The sequence below is a fragment of the Butyrivibrio sp. M55 genome, from assembly GCF_900116865.1.
Taxonomy (GTDB): domain Bacteria; phylum Bacillota; class Clostridia; order Lachnospirales; family Lachnospiraceae; genus Butyrivibrio.
Genome location: NZ_FPCD01000009.1, coordinates 12,313 through 38,097 on the forward strand (window position 1 = coordinate 12,313; position 25,785 = coordinate 38,097).

The window sequence follows — 25,785 nt, forward strand, 5'->3', positions numbered from 1 at the left end:
ATTATTTAATCTGTGTACCTGTTGAGCCGTACCCCTTAATGGCTTCGGGAGACTTAACTGTTACAACAACATTGGTATCCTTCGTGTCTTTGGAAGGAACGGAGATATTCTTGAATTTAAATGTTTTATTTTCTTTCATTACCTTAGGATAATCTTCGGAAATATCCTGATTAAACATATTGTCGACGATTGAGTTTCCGACACCTTCACCTAATTTACCGTAAGATTCTTCATCCTCGTAGTATACCTCGGCATCGCGGTCTGCTATAAAGAGGTTGTTTTTTATTACATTATCGGGATCTTTGGCAAGCTGAATGGCTACACAACTGTTTTCGGTATTATATACTGTGTTATTCATGAAAACGCAGCTTTCTGCAAAACCGTTTTCGTCTATATCCGAGCCGCCGATAACAATGCCTGCAAGGGCATCATTTTTGATAAGGGTATTATTGGTAACTATTATACCTGTTACAGTTCTGTCTTTATGCTCGGTTGCAACTTCGATTCCTATGTCACAGTTTGAAACATAGTTATCGAAAACTCTGATGCCTCGTCCGCCGTCAACATATATTCCGGCAGCGCATTTATCGCCTTCATATGTGACATTTCCTTTTGAAGAAATGTTCTTTACGATGTTCTCATAAATTCTTCCGTTACGGGCACGATCAAGCTCGACTGTTTCAGCAGGATCTTCCTTTTTTGTCTGTTCGAAACCGATCGCATCAATGCCGATGTTGTCGCAGTTATAAATGTAGTTGCCTGAAATCTCGAAATTATCTACATTTCCGTTTACTACAAGTGTTTCGCTGTTTCCCACTTTGAGATTATAAAGTGTGCATTTTTTTATCTTGAGATTGGTTATCGGATTATCCGGTGTAGCTTCCGCAAGTATGCCGTGTGCATTATATCTGTCGGTATCTTTGTTGAACTTTGAATCATATTTTCCGATTCCCATGTCGTGTACCGTGCAATTAACTATGCTGACATTGTCGGAACCGGGTGCTACATAGATTCCTTTCGGAACGATGCCGGATTTTTTGTTACTGTGTTTAAGGCCTGTTATTTCAAGACCGCTTATTGATACATCATCGGCTTCGATATAAACCATTGTGTCGGATAAATTTAGGGATTTGTCTTCAAGGTCCATGCCTTCTTCTGTAAGGACGGCGCCTTCGTCTGCTTTGATAGTCAGATCGGAAGTGGTGATACGAATCTGATCTTTATATTCACCTGCGTGAATTATGATCGTATCTCCGCTTTGAGCGCTTTCAAGAGCTTTTGATATAGCTTTTTCTTCATCGTTATTAACCTCGATGACATTGGATGACTGTCCTTCTGCTTTGATATTTAAGGAAAAAACGGATGTTGCTGCAGTGAATAATAATGCACTAAAAATGCATGGTATAACTAATGAATTTCTCTTTTTCATAAAGTTTGCCTTTCTGCCTGATTATAATGTTTTGTACTGCATGCGTGGATTAGCTAATCACGTTAATACGATAACACACTGTTACATAAAAGTGAATGAGAAAAGAACAAAAAATGAATATTAGTTTATTTGTATGCATAAATACGTAACATGACGATACACTCTTCATTGACCGGCCCATCCCTGACAAGTATACTGAATTTAGTATGAAAAATAAGCCCGATATCAATAAAACACGAGTTAAGAAGCCTCTCAAAAGAAGGCTGATCATATTGGCGGCAATGATAACCGTGCCATTCGTGCTGATCATTCTGTACATGATTTTTTCGCTTACAAATTACTCCGATGCCTACAACACAATCGTAAGTAATCTGACTGTTGCGAACAGTTACAATCTGACTTTTAAGGAGCAGATGGATGAGAGTGTGTACAGGATAATCGTTGGAAGAGATGCGTTTGGAAGCGGAGATGAGACTGATCCTTATGTGCTTGTTGCGAATATCCGTAAGGACTTTACGGAGCTTAAGACAATCACTACCGAGGTTAACAGTAGAACATGGCTTGAGACTCTTTTAAGAAACGTTGACACTTTGGAGAACAGGCTCGGCGATATCAGGAAAAGTGTAGAAGCGGGCGGCAATTACGATGAAGATGTCGAGATGCTTGATTCCAACATATATTCGCTGACAGAGCTTATTCAGGACAATATTCAGTACTACATCTATTATCAGACCAAGACCATTGAAGTCATAAACAAAGGCCTGTTAAAAGAGATGGAAGATCTTCTTGTACTTCTGGGAGTCCTTCTTCTCCTTGGAATACTGTGCACCGTCCTTACAACGGATAAGATTGCAAGAAGCATTGTTCAGCCTATCGATGCGCTTAGTTCTGCGACCAAGGAAATTGCGGAAGGAAACTTTTCTGTAAGAACGTCTTTTAATCTCGAGGATGAGATAACGCTTCTTTCCGAGAGCGTAGATGACATGGCGGCGCATCTTGAGGTACAGATGGAACAGATAAGAGAGGATGAAAAGAAAATGCGAATGGCGGAGGCAAGACTTCTTCAGGAGCAGATCAATCCTCACTTTTTATACAATACGCTTGATACTATAGTCTGGCTTATCGAAGACGGAAAAAGCCAGGAAGCCGAAGACATGGTTGTTTCTCTGTCCAAGTTCTTCAGGATATCTTTAAGCCACGGAAAAGAGTGGATAACCATAAGGGAAGAAGCCCAGCACATCCGAAGTTATCTTGAGATTCAGAGCGTGAGGTATTCCGACATACTGTGTTATTATATAGATATTGATGACAGTTTAAACAATTATAAGATCCTAAAGATGACGCTTCAGCCGCTTGTTGAGAATGCATTGTACCATGGCATCAAGAACAAGAGAGGTTCGGGACTTATAAGGATAACAGGCAGAATAGAGGACGAGCTCATTAGATTTGAAGTAAGTGATGACGGAGTCGGAATGGATGAAGAGGCACTTGACCATATCAGAAAAGAGCTGAACAAACCTGCAAAAGATACCGACACGGGATTTGGCATGGCAAACGTCAACGAAAGGATCAAGATGAATTTCGGCGACAGATATGGAATTTCAATAGAATCGGAACTTGGAAAAGGAACCACGGTATCAGTGGTGCTTCCGGCAATTTTGTTCGATAACGAAGAGGATAAGGATGCTGATAAAGAAATCTAAGATCGCAGCTCTTTTGACGGCGGTCGCGGTAGCGATAACGGGGTGCGGGCCGTTTACCGGATTTTCTGTATATGATGTCACGTCGGGAGACAGCGGTATTGAGACGATGTCTGATGATGCGCTTATAAGTGTAGGATTTTCGCAGCTTGGAAGCGAATCGACATGGAGAAGTGCGAATACCGAATCAGTGAAGGCGGCGCTTTCTACGAATAACGGCTTTTTTCTCATTTATGACAATGCAAGACAGAAGCAGGAAAAGCAGTTTAAGGCGGTCAGAAGTTTTATATCTCAAAGAGTTGACTATATAGTTATATGTCCCGTGATTCAGGAGGGATGGGATGTTGTTCTTACAGAAGCAAGAGATGCAGGGATACCTGTTATCCTGCTCGACAGAAATATTTCCGTAAATGATGAATCAATGTACACGTCTTTTATTGGGGAGGATATGTACGCTGAAGGGGCATCGGCAGGGAAATGGCTGGAAGAGCATCTTGAGAAACAGGGTAAAAGCGAGGACGACATCAATATCGTTGTAATTGAGGGTACAAGCGGATCTTCCGCGCAGGAAGGCAGAGCCAGAGGTTTTGGCGCCATTGCGGCAAGAAACATGAACTGGAAAATGATTGCATCCGCAAAAGGAGAATTTACTCAGACCAAGGGAAAGGAGACCATGGCAAGGCTCCTTAGAGAGTTTGATGACATAGACGTGATAGTATGTCAAAATGATGATATGGCTTTCGGAGCCATTGAAGCTTTGAATGAAGCAGGGGTTAAGACAGGCGGCGCAGGAGATCCTATCCTGATATCTTTTGACGGAACAAGGAAAGCGCTGGAACTTGTCAAAGAAGGTGTTATAAATGTCGATGTAGAGTGCAATCCCAATTCGGGAGAGCTTCTTGCGCAGATTATAAATGGTCTTGAAGCGGGAAAAGAAATAAAAAAGACCTATTACATGGAAGAGAAGGTATTTACAAAAGAAAATGTCGATGAGTACATCGAAGACAGGAATTATTAGGTAGTAATTGTAGTATGAAATAATGGGAAGGGGTTACTATGCTGAAGGTTTTTCTTGTGGAGGATGAAAGTGTTGTAAGGGAGAGCCTCCGAAACAACATTCCATGGAAGGAATACGGGTTTAACTTTGTTGGGGAAGCAGGAGACGGAGAGATGGCGCTGCCGCTTATAAGGAAAACGGCGCCGGATGTTCTTATCACGGATATTAAGATGCCGTTTATGGACGGCCTGTCACTCAGTCATATCGTGAAAAAAGAGTTCCCATCGATGCGCATTATCATCATGAGCGGATACGATGATTTTGAGTATGCGAAAAGAGCTATCAAAGAGGGCGTGGATCAGTACATCTCAAAGCCGATAACGAAGTCGGGAATGAAAGAGGTTCTTGACAGCGTAAAAGAGAAGATAGAGAAAGAGCGCACTCAGCAAGGGTATCTTTTGCAGTATCAGATGGAAACGCAGGAGTACGAGCAGCTTCAGAGAAGGGAATTTTTTGAGAAGGTTCTGACGGGAAGAATGCCGGTAAAAGATATTTATGTTGAAGCGGGGAAACTATCGCTTGATATCACGGCTTCCGCGTTCAGTCTGATTCTTTTTTCCATAAAAGATAAAGAGAAGCCTATTGAAGAGATTGGCTCTGTCGAGTATTGCAAAGCGCTTGAGGAGCTTATGAGTTATTTCATCAGGTTTCCTGCGTATATTTTGTCGAGATGGTCTCTGAACACTTATATAGTCGTTGTTAAGGGGGAAAAAGATATCGTCGCAGATTATGTTGACAGAGGTATTTCCAAGATCACGGAGATCTGCGGGGGCAAAGATGACAAAATAGAATGGTACGCTTCGGCGGGCGAGGCCGTTGAGAGATTCAGCGCGCTTGAAAAGTGTTTTAACGCTGTAAACCATGCATTTGCCTGCAGATTTTTTGTTCAGGATACGCATATCCTTACGGAAGAGATTGCTGCAAAATATGAGTCATTGATAAAGGATGCTCCTGTCGAGATTGAAGATGAACCGACTGATAAGCGTGGAAATAAGCTTATAAGCGATGCGATAGCATATATAGATGAAAATTACATGAATGAGAGTTGCTCGCTAAGTGATGTTGCGGAGGCACTTTCTGTAAACAGCAGTTATCTCAGCGCGATATTCAGTAAGGAGATGGATACGACGTTTGTGAAGTTCCTTACCGCAAAGCGTCTTGATAAAGCAAGAGAACTTCTTGTAAAAAAGAGAATGCACACGGCCGATGTTGCGGCTGCTGTGGGATATAAGGATTCACATTATTTCAGTTTTGTATTCAGGAAGACGTACGGAATGTCTCCCAAGGAGTACAGAAATCAGAACAGCTGATAAGGAAGGACAATCGAAATTTTTGGTTGTCCTTTTATTATTGATACGATCTTTTCTGCTATTGCAGGCGCGAGTGGACTTCTGGGGTGTCCAAAGCTTTTTATGCGAAAAGAGTTTACTTGTGAAAGATAGCTGTTATCAAAGCTGTATATTTTTTTATCGCCGTTATTTATCAGGTTCATATTTCTCAACTGTTTTACATACGGATAAGCATATTCATCGCTTCCAAATATCAGGGCATCGCTTGTTTCGCAAAGCTCAGCAATATCAGATTGTGGTTCGCCTTCAATGATATATCTGCTCTTGTCAAAAGGTAAACCTAAGTCTCTGAGTGCTGAGATGAATCCGTAGAGCATGGAAGATTCCTGAGGATTGCCGTTTCTAAATATGCCGGAGATTTTAACAGATCCGGTTGAGTGAAGGTGTGAGACTAGGCTGTATGCGGCGTCGTATGTTCCTTCCGTGACGGAAGGGAAGCTTTCCATATTTCTGTAAGTGCCGTAGAGGAAGATGACGGCGCAGCCTTTTTCTTCAAGCATCTTGTAAAGGCCTGAGTTTGGGTTGGCCATAAGTGAGAAGCACTCGGAGAGAATCGCAAGCGGCGGGTTTTTGAGAAGATCTTTTAAAATAACGCTTTCCTTGTAGAAGTCGGCATGTGTTTCAAATACAGAGACAGACACGGGGATATCAGCTGCTGAAGAAAGATTTCTTTCTATGTCGTAGATAAGCGTGGGGTATATGTAATCGTCGGGACGCGTAAGAAGAAGGCAGATCTGATTTCTTCTAGGGTTTGGATTTAGCCCTGTAAGGCGGTATCCGCTTCCCTGGCGTGAGGTTATGAGCTTTTCTTCTTTTAGCTCAGCCATTACCTTGCGTATGGTATGTCTGCTGCATGAGTATTTATCACAGAGTTCTTTTTCCGTCGGAAGGGACATGTTTCCCGATACCAATCGTTCGGATATATCTGCTTTTATTTTTTGAGTAATATTTTCTGCCTTAGTCATTTTTTTCCTCTAAATATTTAATAAATTCGGGTAAAAAAATTTGTCTTCTTGGTAATATGAAAAATATTCAACATAAAATTCTGCTTGCTTATTAAAATTATCAGATAATTTTCAAGATAAATTTAAGCGTTCTGCCAAAAAAATCCATCTTAATACAAAGAAATTCAACCAAAAAATTTCTGTATAGCAATATATTAAGAATTTGTACTTTTTATAAAAGTATAACATTTGAATTTGTATTGTCAAAATATAGAAACTTGTGCATGTTGCATCTTAATTCTATGAAGCGACCCTTGTTATGGGTACAATGTGTATATGAAACCATTATATATATCGTAAATGGAGGGTACAAAGTATGAAGAAGAAAGTATTGGCAACTATTATGGCTACAGCAATGTCAATTTCGATGCTTGTAGGATGCGGCGGATCAGGCGCAGCAGATACAACGGCAGCTCCCGATGCTACAGATGCAACGGAAGCAACGGCAGATACAGCCGATGATACCGGAGCAGCACCGGCAGCAGACGGAGAGTCAATAACAGTCGGATTTGCACAGGTTGGACACGAGTCAGATTGGCGTACAGCTTCAACAAATTCAGTTAAGGCAGCTCTTTCCAGTGAGAACGGCATCGATCTTCAGTTTGTAGATTGTGATAACGATTCGGCAGCACAGCTTGAGGCAGTTCGTAACTTTATCGAGCAGGACGTTGATTACATCGTTATCGACCCTATCGTATCAACAGGTTGGGATACAGTACTTACAGAGGCTGATGATGCAGGCATTCCTGTTATAGTAATTGACCGTACGATCGATGATTCAGATAAATATGTTTCATGGGTAGGCTCTGAGTTCACAAACGAAGGTCTTGCAGCAGGTGCATGGCTTAAGGCTTACGCAGAGGCAAAGGGCATCAAAGAACTTAATATCCTTGAGATCACAGGTACAACAGGTTCTTCAGCTGAGATCGGACGTACAAAGGGATTCCATCAGTTCGTAGATTCAGAAGGATGGAAGCTTCTTGATTCACAGACAGGTGACTTCACACAGGAAGGCGGACAGAAGGTTATGGAGTCTTACTGCAAGTCATATGCAGGCAAGTTCAACGTTGTTATCTGCCAGAACGATAACGAAGCATTCGGTGCTATTGATGCAATGAAGGCAGCAGGTGTTTCATACGGTGTTGACGGCGATGTAATCGTTATCTCATTCGATGCTTGTACCGCAGGTCTTCAGAAGGTTCTCGACAAAGAGATTAACGCAGACTTCCAGTGCAATCCTCTTCAGGGACCTGATTGCCTTAAGATAATACAGGCTCTTCAGGGCGGACAGACAGTTGAGAAGCAGACATTCATGGATGAGCCTTGGTTCGTATCAGAGGATGTTCTTAAGGATATTTCTTACAAGAACAATTCAGGCAAAGATGTAACAGAACCCCTTATCGTAGTTGATAAAGCAACTGTTGATGAAGCGTACTGATTATAGAGATTTGATCATAGAAAAACTTATAGGGTAGTTCGCGAGAACTACCCTAATTATTCAATAAGAGAAGGGTATTATTTTATGGAGCAGAATGAACTTATTGTTATGCGTGACATAGTGAAAGCCTTTCCCGGTGTCATAGCACTCAATCACGCACAGCTTACACTTCATAAAGGCGAGATTCACGCACTGATGGGCGAAAACGGCGCAGGAAAGTCTACCATCATAAAATGTCTCACGGGCGTGTACGAGCGTGATGCCGGCGAGGTTTACGTGCAGGGTGTGGAAGGAAATGTTTTTAACCACTCTACAGAGGATGCACAGAAAGTAGGAATTGCAACGGTTTATCAGGAGGTCAATCTTTGTCCGAACCTCTCTGTTGCAGAAAATCTTTTCATCGGACGCGAACCTGTTACCAAGTTCGGTACCGTAGATTGGCGTTCAATGAATAAGCGGGCAAAAGAGATAATGGACAGCCTTGGCATATCTATCGATGTGACACTGGCTTTGGAGAATTACTCACTTGCTATCCAGCAGATGATAGCTATCGCAAGAGCAGTAGATATGGAATGTAAGGTACTCATTCTCGATGAGCCGACATCGTCTCTTGATGATAACGAGGTTGAAAAGCTCTTTGACGTAATGAGAGATCTTAAGGCAAAAGGAGTAGGAATCATATTCGTTACCCATTTCCTCGAGCAGGTTTATGCAGTCTGCGACAGGATCACGGTTATGAGAAACGGAAGCTTTGTAGGAGATTATTCTATAAGCGAACTTCCGAGAGTTAAGCTGGTAGCTGCCATGCTCGGTAAGGATTTTGACGATCTTGCGGCTATCAAACCCGAGGGTAATGTTGAGATAAATCCCGAGATCATGCTTAAAGCCGAAGGACTCAGCCATAAGGGAACAGTAAAGCCTTTTGACTTTGAGATTCATAAGGGCGAAGTAGTCGGAGTCACAGGTCTTTTGGGAAGCGGTCGAAGCGAGATGGTGCGCTGCATCTACGGTGCAGACAAGGCTCAGACCGGTAAAGAGTACATGAAGGGAAAAGAGATCAATATAAAGGCACCTATCGACGCAATAAAGGAAGGCATGGCATATCTTCCCGATGACAGAAAAGCCGACGGATGTATCGGTGATCTTTCGGTAAGAGATAACATAATTCTTGCACTTCAGGCAAGAAACGGAATGTTTAAGAAAGTATCAAGAGCAAAACAGATTGAGATTGCGGACAAGTTTATAGATATGCTTCAGATCAAGACTGCGAGCAGAGAAACACCTCTTTCACAGCTTTCGGGCGGAAATCAGCAGAAGGTTATTCTTGCAAGATGGCTGTGCACTCATCCTGATTTCCTCATTCTCGATGAGCCGACAAGAGGTATCGACATCGGAACAAAGACAGAGTTCCAGAAGCTTATTTTGCAATTTGCTCAAGAGGGAATGAGTGTAGTATTCATTTCATCTGAGATAGAAGAGATGCTTCGTACCTGCACCAGAATGTGCGTTATGAGAGACGGCGAAAAAGTTGGGGAAATCGACGGCGAGATGACGCAGGAGAGTGTAATGAGTGCGATTGCGGGAGGTGAGAAGTAATGGATAAAATAAAGAAACTAACGAAGCAGCAGTTATTTTTGCCCTTCTTCTGCCTTCTTTTGGTTCTTCTTATAAATTTGATAAAGAATCCGGCATTTTTTAGCATCGGTATTCAACATGGAGTGTTGTATGGAAGACTTATAGATATATTGAACAGAGGAAGTGAGATAGCGATTCTTGCAGTGGGGCAGACACTTGTAGTTGCGGTGTCGGCAGGAACTGATATCTCGGTAGGTTCTGTTATGAGTTTATCGGCTTGCGGAACTTGTATGATGCTTGCGGGATATGGCGTTAACTCGACCACAGAACTTGCAGTTCCGATGGGAGTGGGAATCCTCTTCGGAATTTTCCTCGGCGGTTTGTGCGGTGCAATGAACGGTGCACTTGTAGCTAAATTAAAGATCCAGCCTATGGTTGCTACACTTATTCTTTTCACAGCGGCGAGAGCCATCGGACTTCTTATGTGTAACAACCAGATCACATACATCAGATACGAGCCTTATAAGTACCTTGGTAATTTCATACCGGGCTGTCCTATTCCGACGGCTATCTTCGTTACGATCGTTGTTATAGCGGTTGTGATGTTACTGCTAAAAAAGACTGCACTTGGATTGTACGTTCAGTCTGCAGGTATTAACAGCAGAGCTGCCAGAATCTCCGGTATAAATTCAGCGATGATATGCTTTGTCTGCTATGTGATCTGCGGTCTTTGCGCAGGAATTGCCGGAATGGTTGCAAGTAGCCGTATCTATTCCGCGGATTCAAACAACATAGGACTTAACTACGAGCTTGACGCCATCCTTGCGGTAGCGCTCGGTGGCAACTCACTTGGCGGAGGTAAATTCAATCTTGCCGGTTCGGTAATTGGAGCATATACAATTCAGGCTATCACGACAACCCTTCTTGCTATGGGTGTTTCGACCGATCAGGCGCCTGTTGTTAAGGCTATCATAGTTGTGATCATCGTAGTTGTTCAGGCACCTACATTTAAAGAGTGGATCGCAAACACTGAGGCAAAAAGAAAAGCACTTAAGACGGAAGGAGGTCAGGAGGCATGAAGAGTTTAAAGAAATTCAGCGGAAACACGCTGCTCCTTTTGATCACCATAGTCCTTTTTGTTGTGATGTATGCGGCAGGATGTGTTGTTTACTCGGCTAAAGGATTTACGCATGTACAGACTTTTTTAAATCTACTTATTACCAACGCGGGACTTATCTGCGTTGCATGCGGAATGACATGTGTAATGCTTACGGGCGGAATTGATATTTCCGTAGGATCGCTTGTAGCTATGGATTGTATGATACTTGCTTACGGAATGGGCGTTAAGGGGTGGCCCTGTATTCCGCTTATCATACTTATACTTGTTATTGGACTTGTATTCGGTGCTGTACAGGGATTTTTGATCGGTTACCTCAAGATTCAGCCGTTTATCATTACCATGGCGGGAATGTTCTTTGCAAGAGGTATGACGGCGGTTATCTGTACCGATCAGATTTCAATCACACAGCAGATGAATCCTACGTTTTACAAATGGGCAAATGCCAAGATCAATCTTCCGAAGTTTCTCGGATATGTAAATAAAAAAGGCAAGACGGTAGTTCCTTTTATCAGACCTACGGTAGTTATCGCACTTTTGGTTGTGGCACTTATTTTCTTCATACTTAAATATACAAAGTTTGGAAGAAGTCTGTATGCGGTTGGCGGAAACCAGCAGTCGGCTACAATGATGGGACTTAATGTTAAGGCTACAAAGATGAAGGCTTACATGCTTTCCTCATTCCTTTGCTCTATCGGAGGAATCTGTTACTGCCTCAACACTATGTCAGGTTCTGTTCAGCAGGCACTCGGTTTCGAGATGAATGCGATCGCATCAGCGGTCATCGGTGGAACGCTTCTTACAGGCGGTGTCGGAAATGTTATAGGAACGCTCTTTGGTGTTCTCATAAACGGAACGATTTCGACGCTTGTAACAACTAACGGAAAGCTTTTATCAAGCTGGAGTAACATTATGACGGCAGCGCTTTTGTGCTTCTTCATAATTTTGCAGAGTCTGTTCGCTTACTTCAAAAACAGGAACAGCAGATAATTGTATTGTGTGGAGCCCTCGCGGAGATTTCATTCACCCGCGGGGGCTTTTTATAGCGGACGACCTGTATGGCTATTTGGCGTAGCCGACCGGCGGTATCAGTTTGGAAATGCTTGTGTTCGTCTGCGCAGTGATTTTCATAATTTCATAAAACCCGAAAATGCCTCCTTTCGACGTTGCTCAGAGAAGTCGGCATTTTCGGGTTTTATTCAATTTGAAAATCATCTTGCTCGTCCGAATCTTCGCATTTCCAAACTGATATCGCCCGGCCGGCTATGCCAAATGGCCATACAGGTCTGCTTCGTTTATAGAAAAGGCTCCCTGCGCTGATTCTGAGGACTGTGCGCTGGCGAGAGGGATATATTCTTGAAAGTGGTTACTGGCATGGGGGTATATATAGGATTAATGCGGATGTAGAAGCTAAGGAAGGTGGACATGACCTTTTTAGAAATAATATTCGAAAAAGTCATGCAATAAGTGATAATTGGAATGCTTGGAAAGAGATTGGTATGACTTTTTAAGAAATAATACTCAAAAAAGTCATGCAAAAAGCGATAATCGGAATGATATGGAGGGTCAGGACATGACTTTTTAAAGTCAAAACTTTCAAAAAGGTCATACATAAAGTGAAAATCATAAAGATACAGAAGAGAATCCATGACTTTTTAGAATGAATTTGTAAGAAAAAGTCATATCGCAAGGAAAAAGTGCTTCAACGAGATTTTTTCAACTGCCGGTAGAAATGCTTGGCTAAACTAAACAGATAAGTTATAGGATATCCTGAGTGCATGAAGTATTATGTATTTAACAAAAGCGTCTGGAAAACACGCATTTAGCTGTGGAGGCGTGCAGATTTGATTATATTCAATAATGCAATTATGGAGGAGAAAATAGATGAATATAGGAAATGTGATTATGACAAAAAGAAAAAAGCTTGGATTAACACAGCAGGCGCTTGCTGATAAACTTCATGTGTCATTCCAGGCGGTATCAAAGTGGGAAAAAGGCGTGAGTTATCCGGAGATAGAATTGTTGCCGATAATAGCAGGAGTGCTGAACACTTCGTCGGATGCGCTACTTGGTTATGAATTCAAAACTCACGGTTATTATGATGACAGATACAAAGAAGATGAGTATTACTGGGGAATACAACCAAATGAAACTTGCTATGAAATCATGAAGATGAAACCTCCTGTTAAAACGCTGAAGGTGCTTGATATAGGATGCGGAGAGGGAAAGGATGCTGTGTTCTTTGCAAGGAACGGATATGAGGTGACAGCGTTTGATCTGTCAATCGACGGCATAGAAAAGGGAAAGCGGCTGGCAGAAAAGTTCGGCGTGAATGTAGATTTTTTTCAGGCGGATCTTAATGATTACAGATTGAAAGAGAATTATGACATTATCTTTAGCAGCGGTGTATTTGACTACATGAGACCTGAGCTGAGAACAGGTATAACTGAACACTTAAAAGAACACACCAACGAGGAAGGATTAAATGCGATAAAGGTTTTTGTAGATAAACCTTTTATTGAAGTGAATGACAAGAAGAAAAAAGTAAATCGCTATCCGTGGAAATCAGGTGAGATATTTACGTATTATCATGACTGGGAAATATCCCGGATGGATGAAGTGATTTTTGATTGTAACAGTGGAGGCATACCGCATAAGCATTGTATAGATATTATGATTGCTAAGAGATATGATAAAAAATTATAATCTGTATATGTTTGCAAGCGTTGGGAGAAAAGAAAAAGTGATCTTGAAAAAGGAAAAAGCAACAGTCGTAGGCATTATCTTGCTGATTTTATCAATAAGTACAGGATGTGGTCGGGATAAGGATATGGCTACAGTGGGAGCGACAACCGGGGAAGAAATTGCCGGGCAGGAAGCAAGCAGGGAGGAATTCTTTCCGATTTGCACCGATCACATATTATTCTCAGTAAATGAGAAAGGCGAAAAAGTAGGGGAGTTCCACGAAGACAAGGTAGCGGAGATCCTTGGTGTGGATAAAGATGAACGGATGAAAATGCTTACCTGTTCCGATAAGGTTGTCATATGTTCGTGTTATGACTCGGAAAAGGAAGGACAGATTTATTATGCTGTTAATGAAGGCTCCGGTAAGAGTGTGGAATTAAAGGGAGTTTCCTATGCAACACCATATATATAGCATAGTGGATTATTACAAAGGGGACTTTTATTTTACATATGATGACAAGGAGCTTATTTGCTCTATAGAAGACAGTCTTGAATATGTGGTAAAAGAGGCAGATCTGGCTGATTTTTATGATAAGCTCGGGAATAAAACCGTCATTAGGCCTCGGGAAGATAGAAGCATATCCACTACGAGGCTTTTGGATGAGGTGGGATATGCCCTTGCATCAAGTGAGTACCAAAGGGAGTTTGTTATGATACAAAAAGACGGGACAGTCACAGAGCTTCCACAGCTTGATATTTCAAAAAATCATGTTCTGAAAGATTATGACAATAAGGGAATAGTCTACGATGTTGGTGTTAATGGTGATAAGGTGTGTTGTATCAAGCTTGATACTATGGAAGAAAATGTGATCCCTCATATAACCCCGGGAACAACTTGTTATCCCATGAAAAATGGCAAGCTGTGCTGCTTTAGCTCATCAGATCAGGATAAAGATGCAGATGTAAGGGCTAAGTATACTTATCATGTATATGACGTAGAGAGTAACAGTGATTATGTGCTTGCTGAAACAAATAAGCGTCCGGGAACCGCATATTATACTGGAATTGGAAATGATTTATGTGTTTGCGGAGACAATATCTTTATTATAGATGTTGCCGATGATAAGAAAAAATGGTTCAGAGTTGACAAAGAAGGTGACAATACCTTGTTAACTGACATGGACCTTACTATAGAGACTATAAATTCCCTTAAATACGGAACCGTGAAGTATGAGGATGGTACATATAATTGTCCTTCATGTAGGAAAAAGTTTGGTACTTTTTACAAGGAATATTTTATTTTAAGCAAAGAGTATTCCGAACATGCTGAAGATATCAATACTGATTTAAAAGAAGATTTTACATATGCAAAATCTGAAGAAATAGAAAATGGATTAGAATGGAGTTCACATAAATGTGAAGTTAATTCGGATAAAGATGAGATATACGAGCTTGAATTTGATACAACGGTGAATGATGTAGATATCATAAATGACAGATATCTTGCCGTAGATATGGAACGTGAGTATTGGTGTATGAGAGGAGTTCCGCCTCAAGAAGATAATTATCAGCTTTTATATGACCTTGAAACCGGAAAAAGACTTCATAATAAAGATATTTTTAAGGGAAGCGAGGATGAGTTCAAAGATATAGTTGCAAGAGCTATAAGAAATTTCGCAGAGAAAGAGATTCAGGAAGATGCCAGAGGAGATCTTGATGAGATTTATCAATATGCCTACGAGGGTATAAGTATTGAGACCGCCGACCTTAGTTATGAAAAAGATTATGTGATTGTTAGTTATGCGGGTGAGGGATTGCCTTATTCAAGGTATCCGTTTTGTATCGAGATTTCTTATCAGGATCTTTTAGGAAAAGATACATTGGAGATAGATTAGGCAGAGTAAATAAATATTCACATTAAAGCCGTCAACTTAAATATTGAATAGGACCATGCTACGTGATAAGATGCAAATAATTAATTTGTATATATATACAAGGTAACTAAAAAGGATGGACTATTTATGGATTTTATTATTTCAAAGGCTAAGATTGAAAATGGCGGAAATGCGATCATTTATGATAAAGATGCATTGAGCGGCATCAAGAAGATTGCTGCGAAGATTTCCGGTGATATGGAGGCGGTTTTTGGAAGTGCGCCCCAAGTACATGAGGAAAAGGCTTCAGAAAGTCCTATATATGTAGGAACTGTCGGCGATGCGCTTATAGCAGGACTTGGCGTTGATATATCTGATATTGAAGGTAAAAGAGAAGTCTATAAGATTACAGTTGTAGGTGATGCTCTTGTTATTGTTGGAAGTGATAAGCGTGGAGCAATCTACGGAATGTTCAAGCTCTCCGAGATGCTCGGTGTATCTCCTTTTATAGATTGGCTTGATGTAAAGCCCGTTAAAACAGATGAATTCAAAATACCTTCTGATTACTGCATGATCTCAAAAGAGCCATCAGTCAAGTTTAGAGGATTTTTTATTAATGATGAGTGGCCGGCTTTCGGAAATTTCTGCAATAAGAGATTCGGCGGCTTTAATGCCAAAGTATATGAACATGTTTTTGAACTGTTGTTAAGACTTAAGGGCAATTATCTGTGGCCTGCTATGTGGACAGCTATATTCCCTGATGACGGTCCGGGACTTGAGAATGCGATTCTTGCCGATGAGCTCGGAGTGGTAATGGGAATGAGCCATCATGAACCGTGCTTAAGACAGGGAGAAGAGTACAAGTACCTTAGAGGCAAGGATTCTATATATGGTGATGCATGGAATTTCCTTACCAACGAGAAGGGTATAACACGTTTCTGGGAAGACGGTCTTAAGAGAAGCGGTAAGTTTGAGAATGTGATTACCGTCGGTATGAGAGGCGAAGCTGATACCGCTATCATGGGAGCGGAGGCTACTTTAAAGGATAATATCGATCTTTTAAGGAAAGTTCTTTCAACTCAGAACAGACTGATAAGGGAAAATGTAAATGAGAACCTCGACGAAGTTCCGAGAATGCTTGCGCTTTATAAGGAGGTAGAACCCTATTTCTACGGCGATGAGAATACGGAAGGTCTCATGGGCGATCCTGAATTGGATGGCGTAACACTTATGCTCTGTGATGATAATCACGGAAATTTAAGAACCGTTCCCACAGAAGAGATGAGAAGCCATAAGGGCGGATACGGAATGTACTATCATTTTGATTATCATGGTCTTCCGGTGTCATTTGAATGGTTTAATACATCGCATCTTTCCAAGGTCTGGGAGCAGATGACGACAGCCTATGACTTTGGTATAAGAGATCTTTGGATTGTCAATGTCGGGGATGTCTTCAGTAACGAATATCCTTTGGGATACTTCCTGGATTTGGCATATGATTTTGACCGCTATGGAACTTCTAATCCAAAGAGTGCAAAAGAATATACAAAGCTTATAGTTAAGCAGAATTTCGATGGCAAGCTTTCTGCGGCTGACATGGATAAGTGCGCGGAGCTTCTTGAAGGCTATACAAGAATAACTTCAAGCAGAAGAACTGAGGCTATGAACGATAAAGTCTATGCGCCTTTTGCTTATAATGAGACATTTGATACGCTTGAAAAAATTGAGAATCTCATGGCGGATGCCGATGAGCTTTTGAATAAGCTTGAAGGCAATACAAGATTTGTTTTCTATGAACTTATATGGCTTCCGCTTACCGCAAATCTCAATGTTCAGAGGATGTGGCTTCTTACAACTTTGAACCATGCTTTTGCAGAGCAGGGAAGTACTTATGCCATGACTCTTGCAAAGAAAATAGATGAATGCATTGCATATGACAGAAAGATTGTAGATGAACTTCATACGATTGAAGACGGAAAGTGGTACGGAATGGGTCTTTCAGAGCACATAGGATTTAATGACTGGTGCGAAGAAGGATGCAAGTACCCTGTGATCCATACTTTTGAACCTGCAAACAAAGAAAGACTGATAGTTTCGGTAAAGGGCTCTGACTTTTACACGGAAGGAAAGTTCTGGACGGGACATGTTGGCGCTGTAGATACATTCCTTGATCCTTCGAAGAATGAGGCTGAACTTATTCTTTCAACTGCGGGAAGAGTAGATTGTAGTTATGAGGTTGAAAATCCCAATGCGTTCTTTACCGTATCGGAGGAAAAAGGCATTGTTGGGCCTAATACTATCAAGATCTTAAAAATCAGACTGGACAGGGAAAAGTATAAAAAGGGTGATGTCACACCTGAAATATGCATTCACTGTTCTGACGGCAATGTGGTAATTAAGCTTCCTGTAAATACTTTGTCCGATATCGGATGCGGTGAAAAAGCCGACGGCACGTTCTACTGGCTTGGAAAAACACTCGACATGAACGAGAAGATGATAGATGCACCTCTTCATAAGAGAACATGGCCAGGTAAGCTTGAGCTGATGAACTATATCTCAATCGATGCTGCGGACTATGCAAATAAAACCGATTCAGTAAGCGGAAGTTTTGAAATTATAGAAGATTACAGCAGAGGCCTTGATGCGGTTAAAGCATATCCACAGGATGTTATTTTTGGAAAAGACAAAAAGGATTATCCGGGGCTTACTTATAAAGTTAAAGTTCCTTCAGAGGGCGATTACAAAGTTAAGCTCTATGTCAATCCGAGCAACCCGTACTCAAGGGATAATGTGATATACTTCGGAATCGGCGCGAATGACGGAGAAGTAAATAAAATAAATATGATCGAGCCTGATTTTGCTGTTGGCGACGGAAATCCGTATTGGTCTTTGGTTGTTACAGAAAACAAGCGAGTTGTCGAAGCTGATCTAAAACTTAAAGCCGGTGTCAATGATATCAATGTTTATGCGATTGATCCAAACTTCGTTGTTCAGAAATTGGTGATATATAAAGCAGGAGAGGAACCTTCACCGTCTTACCTTGGCTCGAAGGAGACATTCAAATTCTGAAACAGCAGCTATAATGTCGCATACAATTTGCTTTACCCGCCGTTTTTTATTAAAATGGTTCAGGAGTGTTTTTTGCTCTAAAAGACTTTAGAAAAATACTGAGGATTCAGAGGTAAATAGAATGAAGATAGCTGTTGTTGGAACAGGATATGTGGGACTTGCGATGTCGGTTCTTCTGGCACAGTACAATGATGTTATTGCGGTTGATATTGTTCCTGAGAAAGTTAAGATGATAAATTCGGGAATCTCACCGATAGTTGATAAGGAGATAGAAGAGTATCTTAAGAAAGGGAATTTAAGACTTACAGCAACTTGCGACCTTGCACAGGCTGTTAGGGATGCCGAGTTTGTTGTGGTTTCAACTCCGACAAACTACGATGAGAAGCTCAATTATTTTGATACTTCTTCTGTTAAGAGCGTTATTGATAAGGTGAGAAAAGAAAATCCGGATGCGTATATCGTTATCAAATCAACCATTCCTGTTGGATACACCGAGTCGGTGATGGAAGAGTATGACACCGATCATATTCTCTTTTCACCCGAGTTCTTGAGAGAGGGACGTGCGCTTTACGATAATCTCTATCCTTCAAGAATTATTGTGGGCTATGATACTGATTCTGAGGAAGCGGAAGAGAGAGCTGAGATGTTTAAGAGTCTTCTTGTTCAGGGAGCTTTGAAAAAAGATATCCCGGCGCTTCTTATGAATACGACAGAGGCCGAGTCAGTTAAGCTTTTTGCCAATACATATCTTGCACTCAGAGTTTCGTTCTTCAATGAGCTTGATACATATGCTGAAGTCAGAGGCCTTAACACCAGAAACATAATCGACGGTGTCTGTCTCGATCCGAGAATCGGAGATTTCTACAACAATCCTTCGTTTGGATACGGCGGATATTGCCTTCCTAAGGATACCAAGCAGCTTCTTGCAAACTATGAGGATGTTCCGAACAACCTTATCACTGCGATCGTTGATGCGAACAGAACGAGAAAAGATTTCATTGCGGACAGAGTATGGGCACTTCACCCCAAGAAGGTCGGTGTCTACAGGCTTACAATGAAAGCAGGTTCCGATAACTTCAGACAGTCCGCTATTCAGGGCATTATGAAGAGAATCAAATCACGCGGCATCGAGTGCGTTGTATATGAACCCGCTCTCAAAGAAGACAGCTTCTTTAACTCAAAGGTTGTTCGTGACCTCGACGAGTTCAAGAGAGAGTGCGACTTCATAATCGCAAACAGAATCACACCCGATCTTCAGGATGTAGTCGATAAGGTATATACAAGAGACCTTTTCGGAAACGAGTAATTTAGTTGGTTTATAGAGTTTGTAATGTAATGATAGATTTTTTTAAGAATAATAAGAAAAGAATTATGAAGGTGATGGCGGTCATTATTATAATAATGATCGCCTCAACTATATGGTATGAAGTACCTGTTACTGAACATATTTCCATAAGCGGTGAAGGAAAAGTGAGTTCGCCGATGAGGCTTGCTTTAGTCACGGATCTCCACTCCTGCTATTATGGCAAGAAGCAGTCGAAGCTTGTAAAGATGATAGATAAAGAAAAGCCGGATGCGATTCTTTTGTCGGGAGATATATTTGACGATAGATTGCCACAGACTAACGCGAGGGTATTTATCGAGGAAGTTTCAGGTAAATATCCTTGTTTCTATGTTACAGGTAATCATGATCTTTGGAGTAAAAAAGAAGTTGAGATAAAAGAATATCTTACATCAAAGGGAGTTATGGTTCTTGAAGGAAACGCGCATGCGATCAATATCGGTGGGAGTGATATTGATATATGCGGTGTTGACGACCCTACATATATGACGCAGGAAGAGTGGGAGTCACAGCTTGATGGGGCAAAAGATTCATCCAATCCTGATAATTACAGAATCCTTTTATCACATAGACCTGAGAAAGTCGATACCTACGAAAAGTATGATTTTGATCTTATCGTTTGCGGTCATGCGCACGGTGGTCAGTGGAAAATCCCGTTCACCCAAAGAGGCGTTGCTGCCCCGAATCAAGGATTACTCCCTGCATACGTTGATGGTTTGTATGAACTAAAGAACGGTTCTGAAATGATAGTAAGCCGTGGTCTTGCACGTGAGCGTATGCCATATCCCAGATTTTTTAATCATCCTGAAATTGTGATGATTGATATTAAGTGACTGGGGCAGTATAAGTTCGTGTTTCACATAGTTTTTGTGATGCATAGCTATTCGTGAACAGCCCGTCTTTGAAGGCATCAGTCTGAAAATGCGTAGTTATGTAGACTACACCAAATGGCTGTAAGGCAGATTTTCGCAGTATTTACAGATGTTGCAATATTCAAGAGTGATAAAAAACTTAGTTTTTCATTCTGTTTTCGCTCCAATTGTTTGAGCCCATTTATGGGCGAGTTTTGGAGCGAAGAATGAAAAGCTCAGTTTTTTATTGCCTTGAATATCAACATGTGTAACTACCAGAAAATCTGCCTTACAGCCATTTGGTGTAATTTACAAACAATGGCATTTTCAGACTGATGCCTTCAAAGATGGGCGTCATAAAAGGCAGCCACACTTAATTGTGTGACTGCCTGATTTTATCTGGTCAGTGACTTCAGGTCTTCGAAGAAGGTCGGGTATGAAATTGAGACGCATTCCGAATCCTGGATGACCGTAGGACCTTCGGCGACGAGCGATGCGATTGCAAAGCTCATTGCAAGACGGTGATCGGCATGACAGTTTATGTTAGCTCCAAAGAGAGGCTTGCCGCCGCGAATGATCATTCCATCGTCTGTTGCTTCGGCATCACAACCCATTGCTGTGAGGTTTTCGACAACTGAAGTGATACGATTTGATTCTTTTACTTTGAGCTCCGCAGCGTCGCGGATAACAGTCTCACAATCTGCTGTTGCTGCAAGAACTGCAACTACGGGAAGTTCGTCGATCATAGTCGGAATGTCTTTTCCTCCGATAATGAACTTGCCGCTTTCGTTTCCGCAGAGCTTACTGTATCTTACAAGGATGTCGGCTCTTGCTTCCTGAGAATTATCTTCGTTAAGGAGAGTGATGTCTGCTCCCATTTTTTTCAAAACATTTATTATACCTGCGCGGGTCTTGTTTACGCCTACGTTCTTGATAAGAAGCTCTGAACCCGGCACTACGAGCGCCGCTGCGATAAAGTATGCGGCAGATGAAATATCGCCCGGAACATTGATGTCGATTCCTTTAAGCGGGCGTCCGGGATGAAGAATGGCAGATGCCGTTCCAAGATCCGTAACTTCGTTGTGGATGTCCGCACCGAAAGCGGAGAGCATTATTTCTGTGTGATTTCGTGAAAGAGCGGGCTCGCGAACAATCGTGTCACCTTCTGCGTAAAGTCCTGCTAGGATAATCGCAGATTTTACCTGTGCTGAAGCAACGGGGCTTGTGTAATCGATGCCCTTAAGCTCTTTTCCGCCTTCGATATTAAGCGGAGCGCAGCCGTTTCCGCGGGCTGATGATATGGATGCACCCATGAGCGTGAGCGGATCGATAACTCTTTTCATCGGGCGCTGCTCAATTGAAGAATCGCCTGTGATCGATGTATCGAAAGGCTGTGCCGCAAGGATGCCTGACATAAGGCGAGTCGTTGTTCCGCTGTTTCCCGTATAAAGAGTCTCGATGGGAGCGGTGAGACCGTGCAGGCCTTTTCCGTGAACGGTAATCTTCTTGGCATTTCTGTATTCGTCCTCTTCGCGGTCAATAGATATTCCGAGCTTTCTGAAGCAATCGATGGTTGAAAGACAGTCTGCGCTTTCAAGAAATCCCGTGATCGTTGTGTCGCCCTCAGCGAGAGCGCCGAACATAATGCTTCTGTGAGATATTGATTTGTCACCCGGTACGGTAACTTCCCCTCTTAATGGACCTCTGGCTTTTTCTAATGTAGTCATGTAAGTCTCTCTCTCCTTGTTTTTTACAGATAGATGTTATAACCGTTATTTTCAAGAACTTTGCCTGCTTTATCAAGGCCTTCCTGATCGTGGAGCTCGATTCTGAGTGTACCGCGCTCGTATTCCCTGTTGTGCACGATACCGATGTTTTTGATGTTTATCTCATTGTCGGATAAAAGAGTCGCAACCTTGGCAAGTCTGCCGGGATGATCGTCAATCTCGACTTTGATAGCGTAAACCTTTTGGATAGGTCCGCTTGACGTTGTGATAAATGACTCCCTGTATTCCCTTGCTTTTGAGAAGAATTCGAAGAGCTTCTCGCTGTCTTTTTCATCGATGGCAAGTTTGATATCGTACAGAGAATCGATGTATTTGGATAAAAGATCCGAGATATTAGCTGCGTTTGTAGTGCAGATCTGCTGCCACATAACGGGAGAAGATGAAGAGATTCTCGTTATGTCCTTAAATCCGCCCGCGGCAATCGTCTTCATGAGTTCATCTTCCGAATCGTTGTCTTTTACAAGGTTGACGAGCGAAGCGGATATCACGTGCGGAACGTGGCTTATCGCAGCCGTGATGTAGTCGTGCTGTCTGTATTCCACAACAAGCGGGATAGCACCGATCATCTTTACCAGGTCATAATATCTTTTTATCCTGTCTTCATCAGTGACGCTTGTCTTAGTCAGAATGTAATAAGCGTTTTGCAAAAGAGAAGATTTCGAGTTGTTAAATCCAATCCTCTCGGTACCTGCCATTGGGTGGCCGCCGATAAACTGATCCTCGAGTCCGAGCTCTTTTATCTTCTCATGTATTCCGTTCTTGACACTTCCGATATCGGTAAGTGTTGTCTTCTTATTCAAAAAAGGAAGGAGCTTTTGGATGTTATCATTGTTGCACTCAACAGGAGCGCACAAAAAGATATAATCGCAATCGCTGAATTCTGCGCCGATCTCATAAAGGGGAGTGTCGATTATCCCTTTGGCGTGAGCGGTGTCCACGGTTTCTCTGTGCGGAGTGTATGCGATTATCTTTGAAGACGGCTCATTTTCCTTTATCGCCCTGGCAATCGATCCGCCGATAAGCCCGAGGCCTATAAAACCATAGGTCATATTGTTCATAAAAGGTAGAACCCCCTAAAATCATGTATTCTTGTGAAAAAACTATAACACTTTAATGTGCGAAAAGCAATTATGAAGGCTTACTATAAGCGGTGGAAAAAGATGAGATGACTTTTGTGCATAATCGCTCAGAATACTTGTTTCGGGTACATAATTTTAGTAAAATATACTTATAAGTCTTTGGGGATCTGTATCATATCTCATACATAATACCCAAATTTGAGCGACTGGAGGATAAGATATGAACGTTTACACAACTGATAAGATTCGTAACGTGGTACTGCTCGGACATGGTGGAGCCGGAAAGACAACCTTAGCTGAAGCAATGGCTTATCTTGCCGGTATTACATCAAGGATGGGGACTGTGGAGGATGGAAATACTCTGAGTGACTTTGATAAGGAGGAGCAGAAGAGGCATATTTCTATAAGCACATCGGCAATTCCGCTCGAGTGGGACGGACACAAGATCAACCTTTTGGATACTCCCGGATTTTTTGATTTTGTCGGGGAGGTTGAGGAAGCAATCAGTGTAGCGGATGCTGCAATTATCGTCGTTTCGGGAAAAGCCGGAATCGAAGTCGGAACAGAAAAAGCATGGGAACTTTGCGAAAAGTACAAGATCCCTCGCATGGTATTTGTTTCCGATATGGATATAGATGATGTTTCCTACAGACAGGTTGTGCAGGATATGACCGATAAGTACGGCAAGAAGATGGCTCCTTTTAACCTGCCTATCCGTGAGAACGAGAAGTTCGTAGGATACGTTAACGTTATTCAGGAGAAAGGTTTCAAGTGGTCGGGAAAAGAAGTCGTTGAGTGCGAAGTTCCCGATTACAATCAGCAAAACCTTAAGATATGCAGAGATACTCTAATTGAGACCGTAGCTGAGACTTCGGAAGAATTTATGGAAAGATACTTTAACGGTGAAACTTTCTCCGAGTCTGAGATAAGAGCAGCGGTAAGGACTAATGTGTGCGACGGAAGTATTGTTCCCATTGAGATGGGTTCAAGTACGCTTTGTCAGGGTATCTACACACTTCTTGACGATATCGTTAAGTACATGCCAAGCCCTGAGAACCGCAAGATGGCAGGCATCAACACCAATACAAATGAGATCTTTGAAGCGGACTTTGACTTTTCCAAGCCAAAGACAGCTTTTGTATTTAAAACAATGATCGATCCTTTCATAGGTAAGTACTCGCTTATAAAGGTAAGATCGGGCGTCCTTAAACCCGACGATGTGATGTTCGTTGCGGATAAGGATATGGAACTTAAGATAGGTAAGCTCTATGTGCTTCAGGGAAACAAGACAACAGAAGTATCGGAACTTCATGCGGGCGACCTTGGCGCACTTCAGAAGATCGATGTTGCGACGGGAGATACTCTTTCTACCAAGGGGACACCCATACAGTATGCAAAGATGGATATTTCACAGCCGTACACAGTTATGAGATATCATGCCCAGAATAAGAGCGATATTGATAAGATTGCGCAGTCTCTTGCCAAGATTGCTGCGGAAGATCAGACCGTTAAGGTTGTCAATGACGCCGAGAATCGTCAGACGCTTCTTTATGGAATGGGCGATATGCACCTTGAGGTTATCCAGAATAAGTTAAAAGATGTATATAAGGTTGCAATAGACCTCACTAAGCCCAAGGTTGCATTTAGAGAGACGATAAGAAAGAATTCCGATGTGGAATATAAATATAAGAAGCAGACCGGCGGACACGGACAGTACGGACATGTTAAGATGCGCTTTGCTCCTTTGGGAGATCCGACGGTTCCTTATACATTCGATCAGGAAGTTGTCGGCGGAGCTGTTCCTAAGAACTTCTTCCCCGCTGTTGAAAAAGGAATTGCTGAGTCGGTTCAGAGAGGCCCTCTTGCCGCATATCCCGTTGTCGGTGTTAAGGCAACTCTATATGACGGATCGTATCACCCGGTTGATTCGTCCGAGATGGCGTTTAAGGTAGCAGCTTCCAATGCCTTCAAAAAAGGCTTCATGGATGCGACACCTGTTCTTCTTGAACCTATAGTATCTCTTAAAGTTACTGTTCCCGAGAACTATACGGGTGACGTAATGGGAGATCTTAACAAGAGAAGAGGAAGAGTGCTCGGAATGAATCCTTCGCTTACGGGTAAGCAGGTTATCGAGGCCGAGGTTCCGCAGATGGAGCTCTACGGATATTGTACACAGCTTCGTTCTATGACGGGCGGAAGCGGAGAGTACGAGTATTCGTTTAACAGATATGAGCAGGCTCCTTCGGATGTTCAGGCAAAAGAGGTTGAGGCTAGAGCCGATAAGGTTGCGGCAGCCAATGCTGAAGAATAAAGTTGACAGTTAAATAAAAATAATGACATAGAATTTGAAAAGGGCAGTTATCTCGTGGATTGCGGGATGACTGTTCTTTTCTTTTTTGTGTGTTAAAAAAGAGGATGAAAGAACTCAA

The 25,785-nt window shown here is 42.1% G+C and carries 18 protein-coding genes; 14 read left to right on the forward strand and 4 right to left on the reverse strand.

Annotated features, from left to right (window positions below):
* Nucleotide 1: 1 nt before the first annotated feature.
* A complete protein-coding gene (locus BM398_RS10730; protein WP_092337671.1) occupies nucleotides 2-1,429 on the reverse strand; it encodes a right-handed parallel beta-helix repeat-containing protein in 1,428 nt (475 codons plus the stop codon).
* A 206-nt stretch (nucleotides 1,430-1,635) separates the two neighbouring features.
* On the opposite strand from BM398_RS10730, the gene BM398_RS10735 reads away from it, so the two are divergent.
* From BM398_RS10735 to BM398_RS10745, 3 genes are read left to right on the forward strand one after another with little or no spacing between them, the layout of a single operon-like run.
* Nucleotides 1,636-3,132, forward strand: a complete 1,497-nt coding sequence (locus BM398_RS10735; RefSeq protein WP_092337672.1) for a sensor histidine kinase — start codon at nucleotides 1,636-1,638, stop codon at nucleotides 3,130-3,132.
* The gene (locus BM398_RS10740; RefSeq protein ID WP_092337673.1) at nucleotides 3,113-4,147 is read left to right on the forward strand and encodes an ABC transporter substrate-binding protein; all 1,035 of its coding nucleotides are present in this window, start codon (nucleotides 3,113-3,115) and stop codon (nucleotides 4,145-4,147) included. Before BM398_RS10735 ends, BM398_RS10740 begins: the two co-directional genes overlap by 20 nt.
* A 38-nt stretch (nucleotides 4,148-4,185) precedes the next feature.
* On the forward strand, nucleotides 4,186-5,496 hold the full coding sequence (locus BM398_RS10745; protein ID WP_092337674.1) for a response regulator transcription factor: 1,311 nt from the start codon (nucleotides 4,186-4,188) through the stop codon (nucleotides 5,494-5,496).
* Here BM398_RS10745 and BM398_RS10750 read toward each other — a convergent pair.
* On the reverse strand, nucleotides 5,484-6,500 hold the full coding sequence (locus BM398_RS10750; RefSeq protein ID WP_092337675.1) for a GntR family transcriptional regulator: 1,017 nt from the start codon (nucleotides 6,498-6,500) through the stop codon (nucleotides 5,484-5,486). The two genes, BM398_RS10745 and BM398_RS10750, sit on opposite strands and share 13 nt — an antisense overlap.
* Nucleotides 6,501-6,855: 355 nt before the next feature.
* On the opposite strand from BM398_RS10750, the gene BM398_RS10755 reads away from it, so the two are divergent.
* The 10 genes from BM398_RS10755 (at nucleotide 6,856) to BM398_RS10805 (ending at nucleotide 20,472) form a co-directional block, all read left to right on the forward strand.
* Entirely contained in the window at nucleotides 6,856-7,977 is a 1,122-nt protein-coding gene (locus BM398_RS10755) for an ABC transporter substrate-binding protein (RefSeq protein ID WP_092337676.1), read from the forward strand.
* Between the two features lie 84 nt (nucleotides 7,978-8,061).
* On the forward strand, nucleotides 8,062-9,573 hold the full coding sequence (locus BM398_RS10760) for a sugar ABC transporter ATP-binding protein (RefSeq protein WP_026654424.1): 1,512 nt from the start codon (nucleotides 8,062-8,064) through the stop codon (nucleotides 9,571-9,573).
* Nucleotides 9,573-10,631, forward strand: coding sequence for an ABC transporter permease (locus BM398_RS10765; protein ID WP_026654425.1), 1,059 nt, complete (start codon nucleotides 9,573-9,575; stop codon nucleotides 10,629-10,631). Before BM398_RS10760 ends, BM398_RS10765 begins: the two co-directional genes overlap by 1 nt.
* Nucleotides 10,628-11,659 carry an ABC transporter permease subunit gene (locus BM398_RS10770; protein ID WP_092337677.1) on the forward strand — a complete coding sequence of 344 codons (1,032 nt, stop codon included), beginning with the start codon at nucleotides 10,628-10,630 and terminating at the stop codon, nucleotides 11,657-11,659. The genes BM398_RS10765 and BM398_RS10770 overlap by 4 nt, the downstream gene beginning before the upstream one ends.
* Nucleotides 11,660-12,574: 915 nt before the next feature.
* Nucleotides 12,575-13,375: a methyltransferase domain-containing protein gene (locus BM398_RS10780; protein WP_092337749.1), complete on the forward strand. Its 801-nt coding sequence runs from the start codon at nucleotides 12,575-12,577 to the stop codon at nucleotides 13,373-13,375.
* A gap of 37 nt (nucleotides 13,376-13,412) precedes the next feature.
* The gene (locus tag BM398_RS10785; RefSeq protein WP_139233812.1) at nucleotides 13,413-13,826 is read left to right on the forward strand and encodes a hypothetical protein; all 414 of its coding nucleotides are present in this window, start codon (nucleotides 13,413-13,415) and stop codon (nucleotides 13,824-13,826) included.
* Nucleotides 13,807-15,249 carry a hypothetical protein gene (locus tag BM398_RS10790; protein ID WP_092337680.1) on the forward strand — a complete coding sequence of 481 codons (1,443 nt, stop codon included), beginning with the start codon at nucleotides 13,807-13,809 and terminating at the stop codon, nucleotides 15,247-15,249. The genes BM398_RS10785 and BM398_RS10790 overlap by 20 nt, the downstream gene beginning before the upstream one ends.
* Nucleotides 15,250-15,375: 126 nt before the next feature.
* The gene (locus tag BM398_RS10795; protein ID WP_092337681.1) at nucleotides 15,376-18,297 is read left to right on the forward strand and encodes a glycosyl hydrolase 115 family protein; all 2,922 of its coding nucleotides are present in this window, start codon (nucleotides 15,376-15,378) and stop codon (nucleotides 18,295-18,297) included.
* A 121-nt stretch (nucleotides 18,298-18,418) separates the two neighbouring features.
* Nucleotides 18,419-19,603: a nucleotide sugar dehydrogenase gene (locus BM398_RS10800; RefSeq protein ID WP_092337682.1), complete on the forward strand. Its 1,185-nt coding sequence runs from the start codon at nucleotides 18,419-18,421 to the stop codon at nucleotides 19,601-19,603.
* A gap of 29 nt (nucleotides 19,604-19,632) precedes the next feature.
* Nucleotides 19,633-20,472: a metallophosphoesterase gene (locus BM398_RS10805; RefSeq protein ID WP_092337683.1), complete on the forward strand. Its 840-nt coding sequence runs from the start codon at nucleotides 19,633-19,635 to the stop codon at nucleotides 20,470-20,472.
* A 413-nt stretch (nucleotides 20,473-20,885) separates the two neighbouring features.
* On the opposite strand, the gene aroA is transcribed toward BM398_RS10805, so the two are convergent.
* Together aroA and BM398_RS10815 are read right to left on the reverse strand one after the other, a co-directional pair.
* The gene (gene aroA, locus BM398_RS10810) at nucleotides 20,886-22,217 is read right to left on the reverse strand and encodes a 3-phosphoshikimate 1-carboxyvinyltransferase (RefSeq protein ID WP_092337684.1); all 1,332 of its coding nucleotides are present in this window, start codon (nucleotides 22,215-22,217) and stop codon (nucleotides 20,886-20,888) included.
* A 23-nt stretch (nucleotides 22,218-22,240) separates the two neighbouring features.
* Nucleotides 22,241-23,335, reverse strand: coding sequence for a prephenate dehydrogenase/arogenate dehydrogenase family protein (locus BM398_RS10815; RefSeq protein WP_092337685.1), 1,095 nt, complete (start codon nucleotides 23,333-23,335; stop codon nucleotides 22,241-22,243).
* 241 nt (nucleotides 23,336-23,576) lie between these two features.
* Between BM398_RS10815 and fusA the strand changes: the two genes are divergently transcribed.
* Nucleotides 23,577-25,667 (forward strand): elongation factor G, encoded by a 2,091-nt coding sequence (gene fusA / locus BM398_RS10820; RefSeq protein WP_026654430.1) that lies wholly within the window; start codon nucleotides 23,577-23,579, stop codon nucleotides 25,665-25,667.
* Nucleotides 25,668-25,785: the final 118 nt, after the last annotated feature.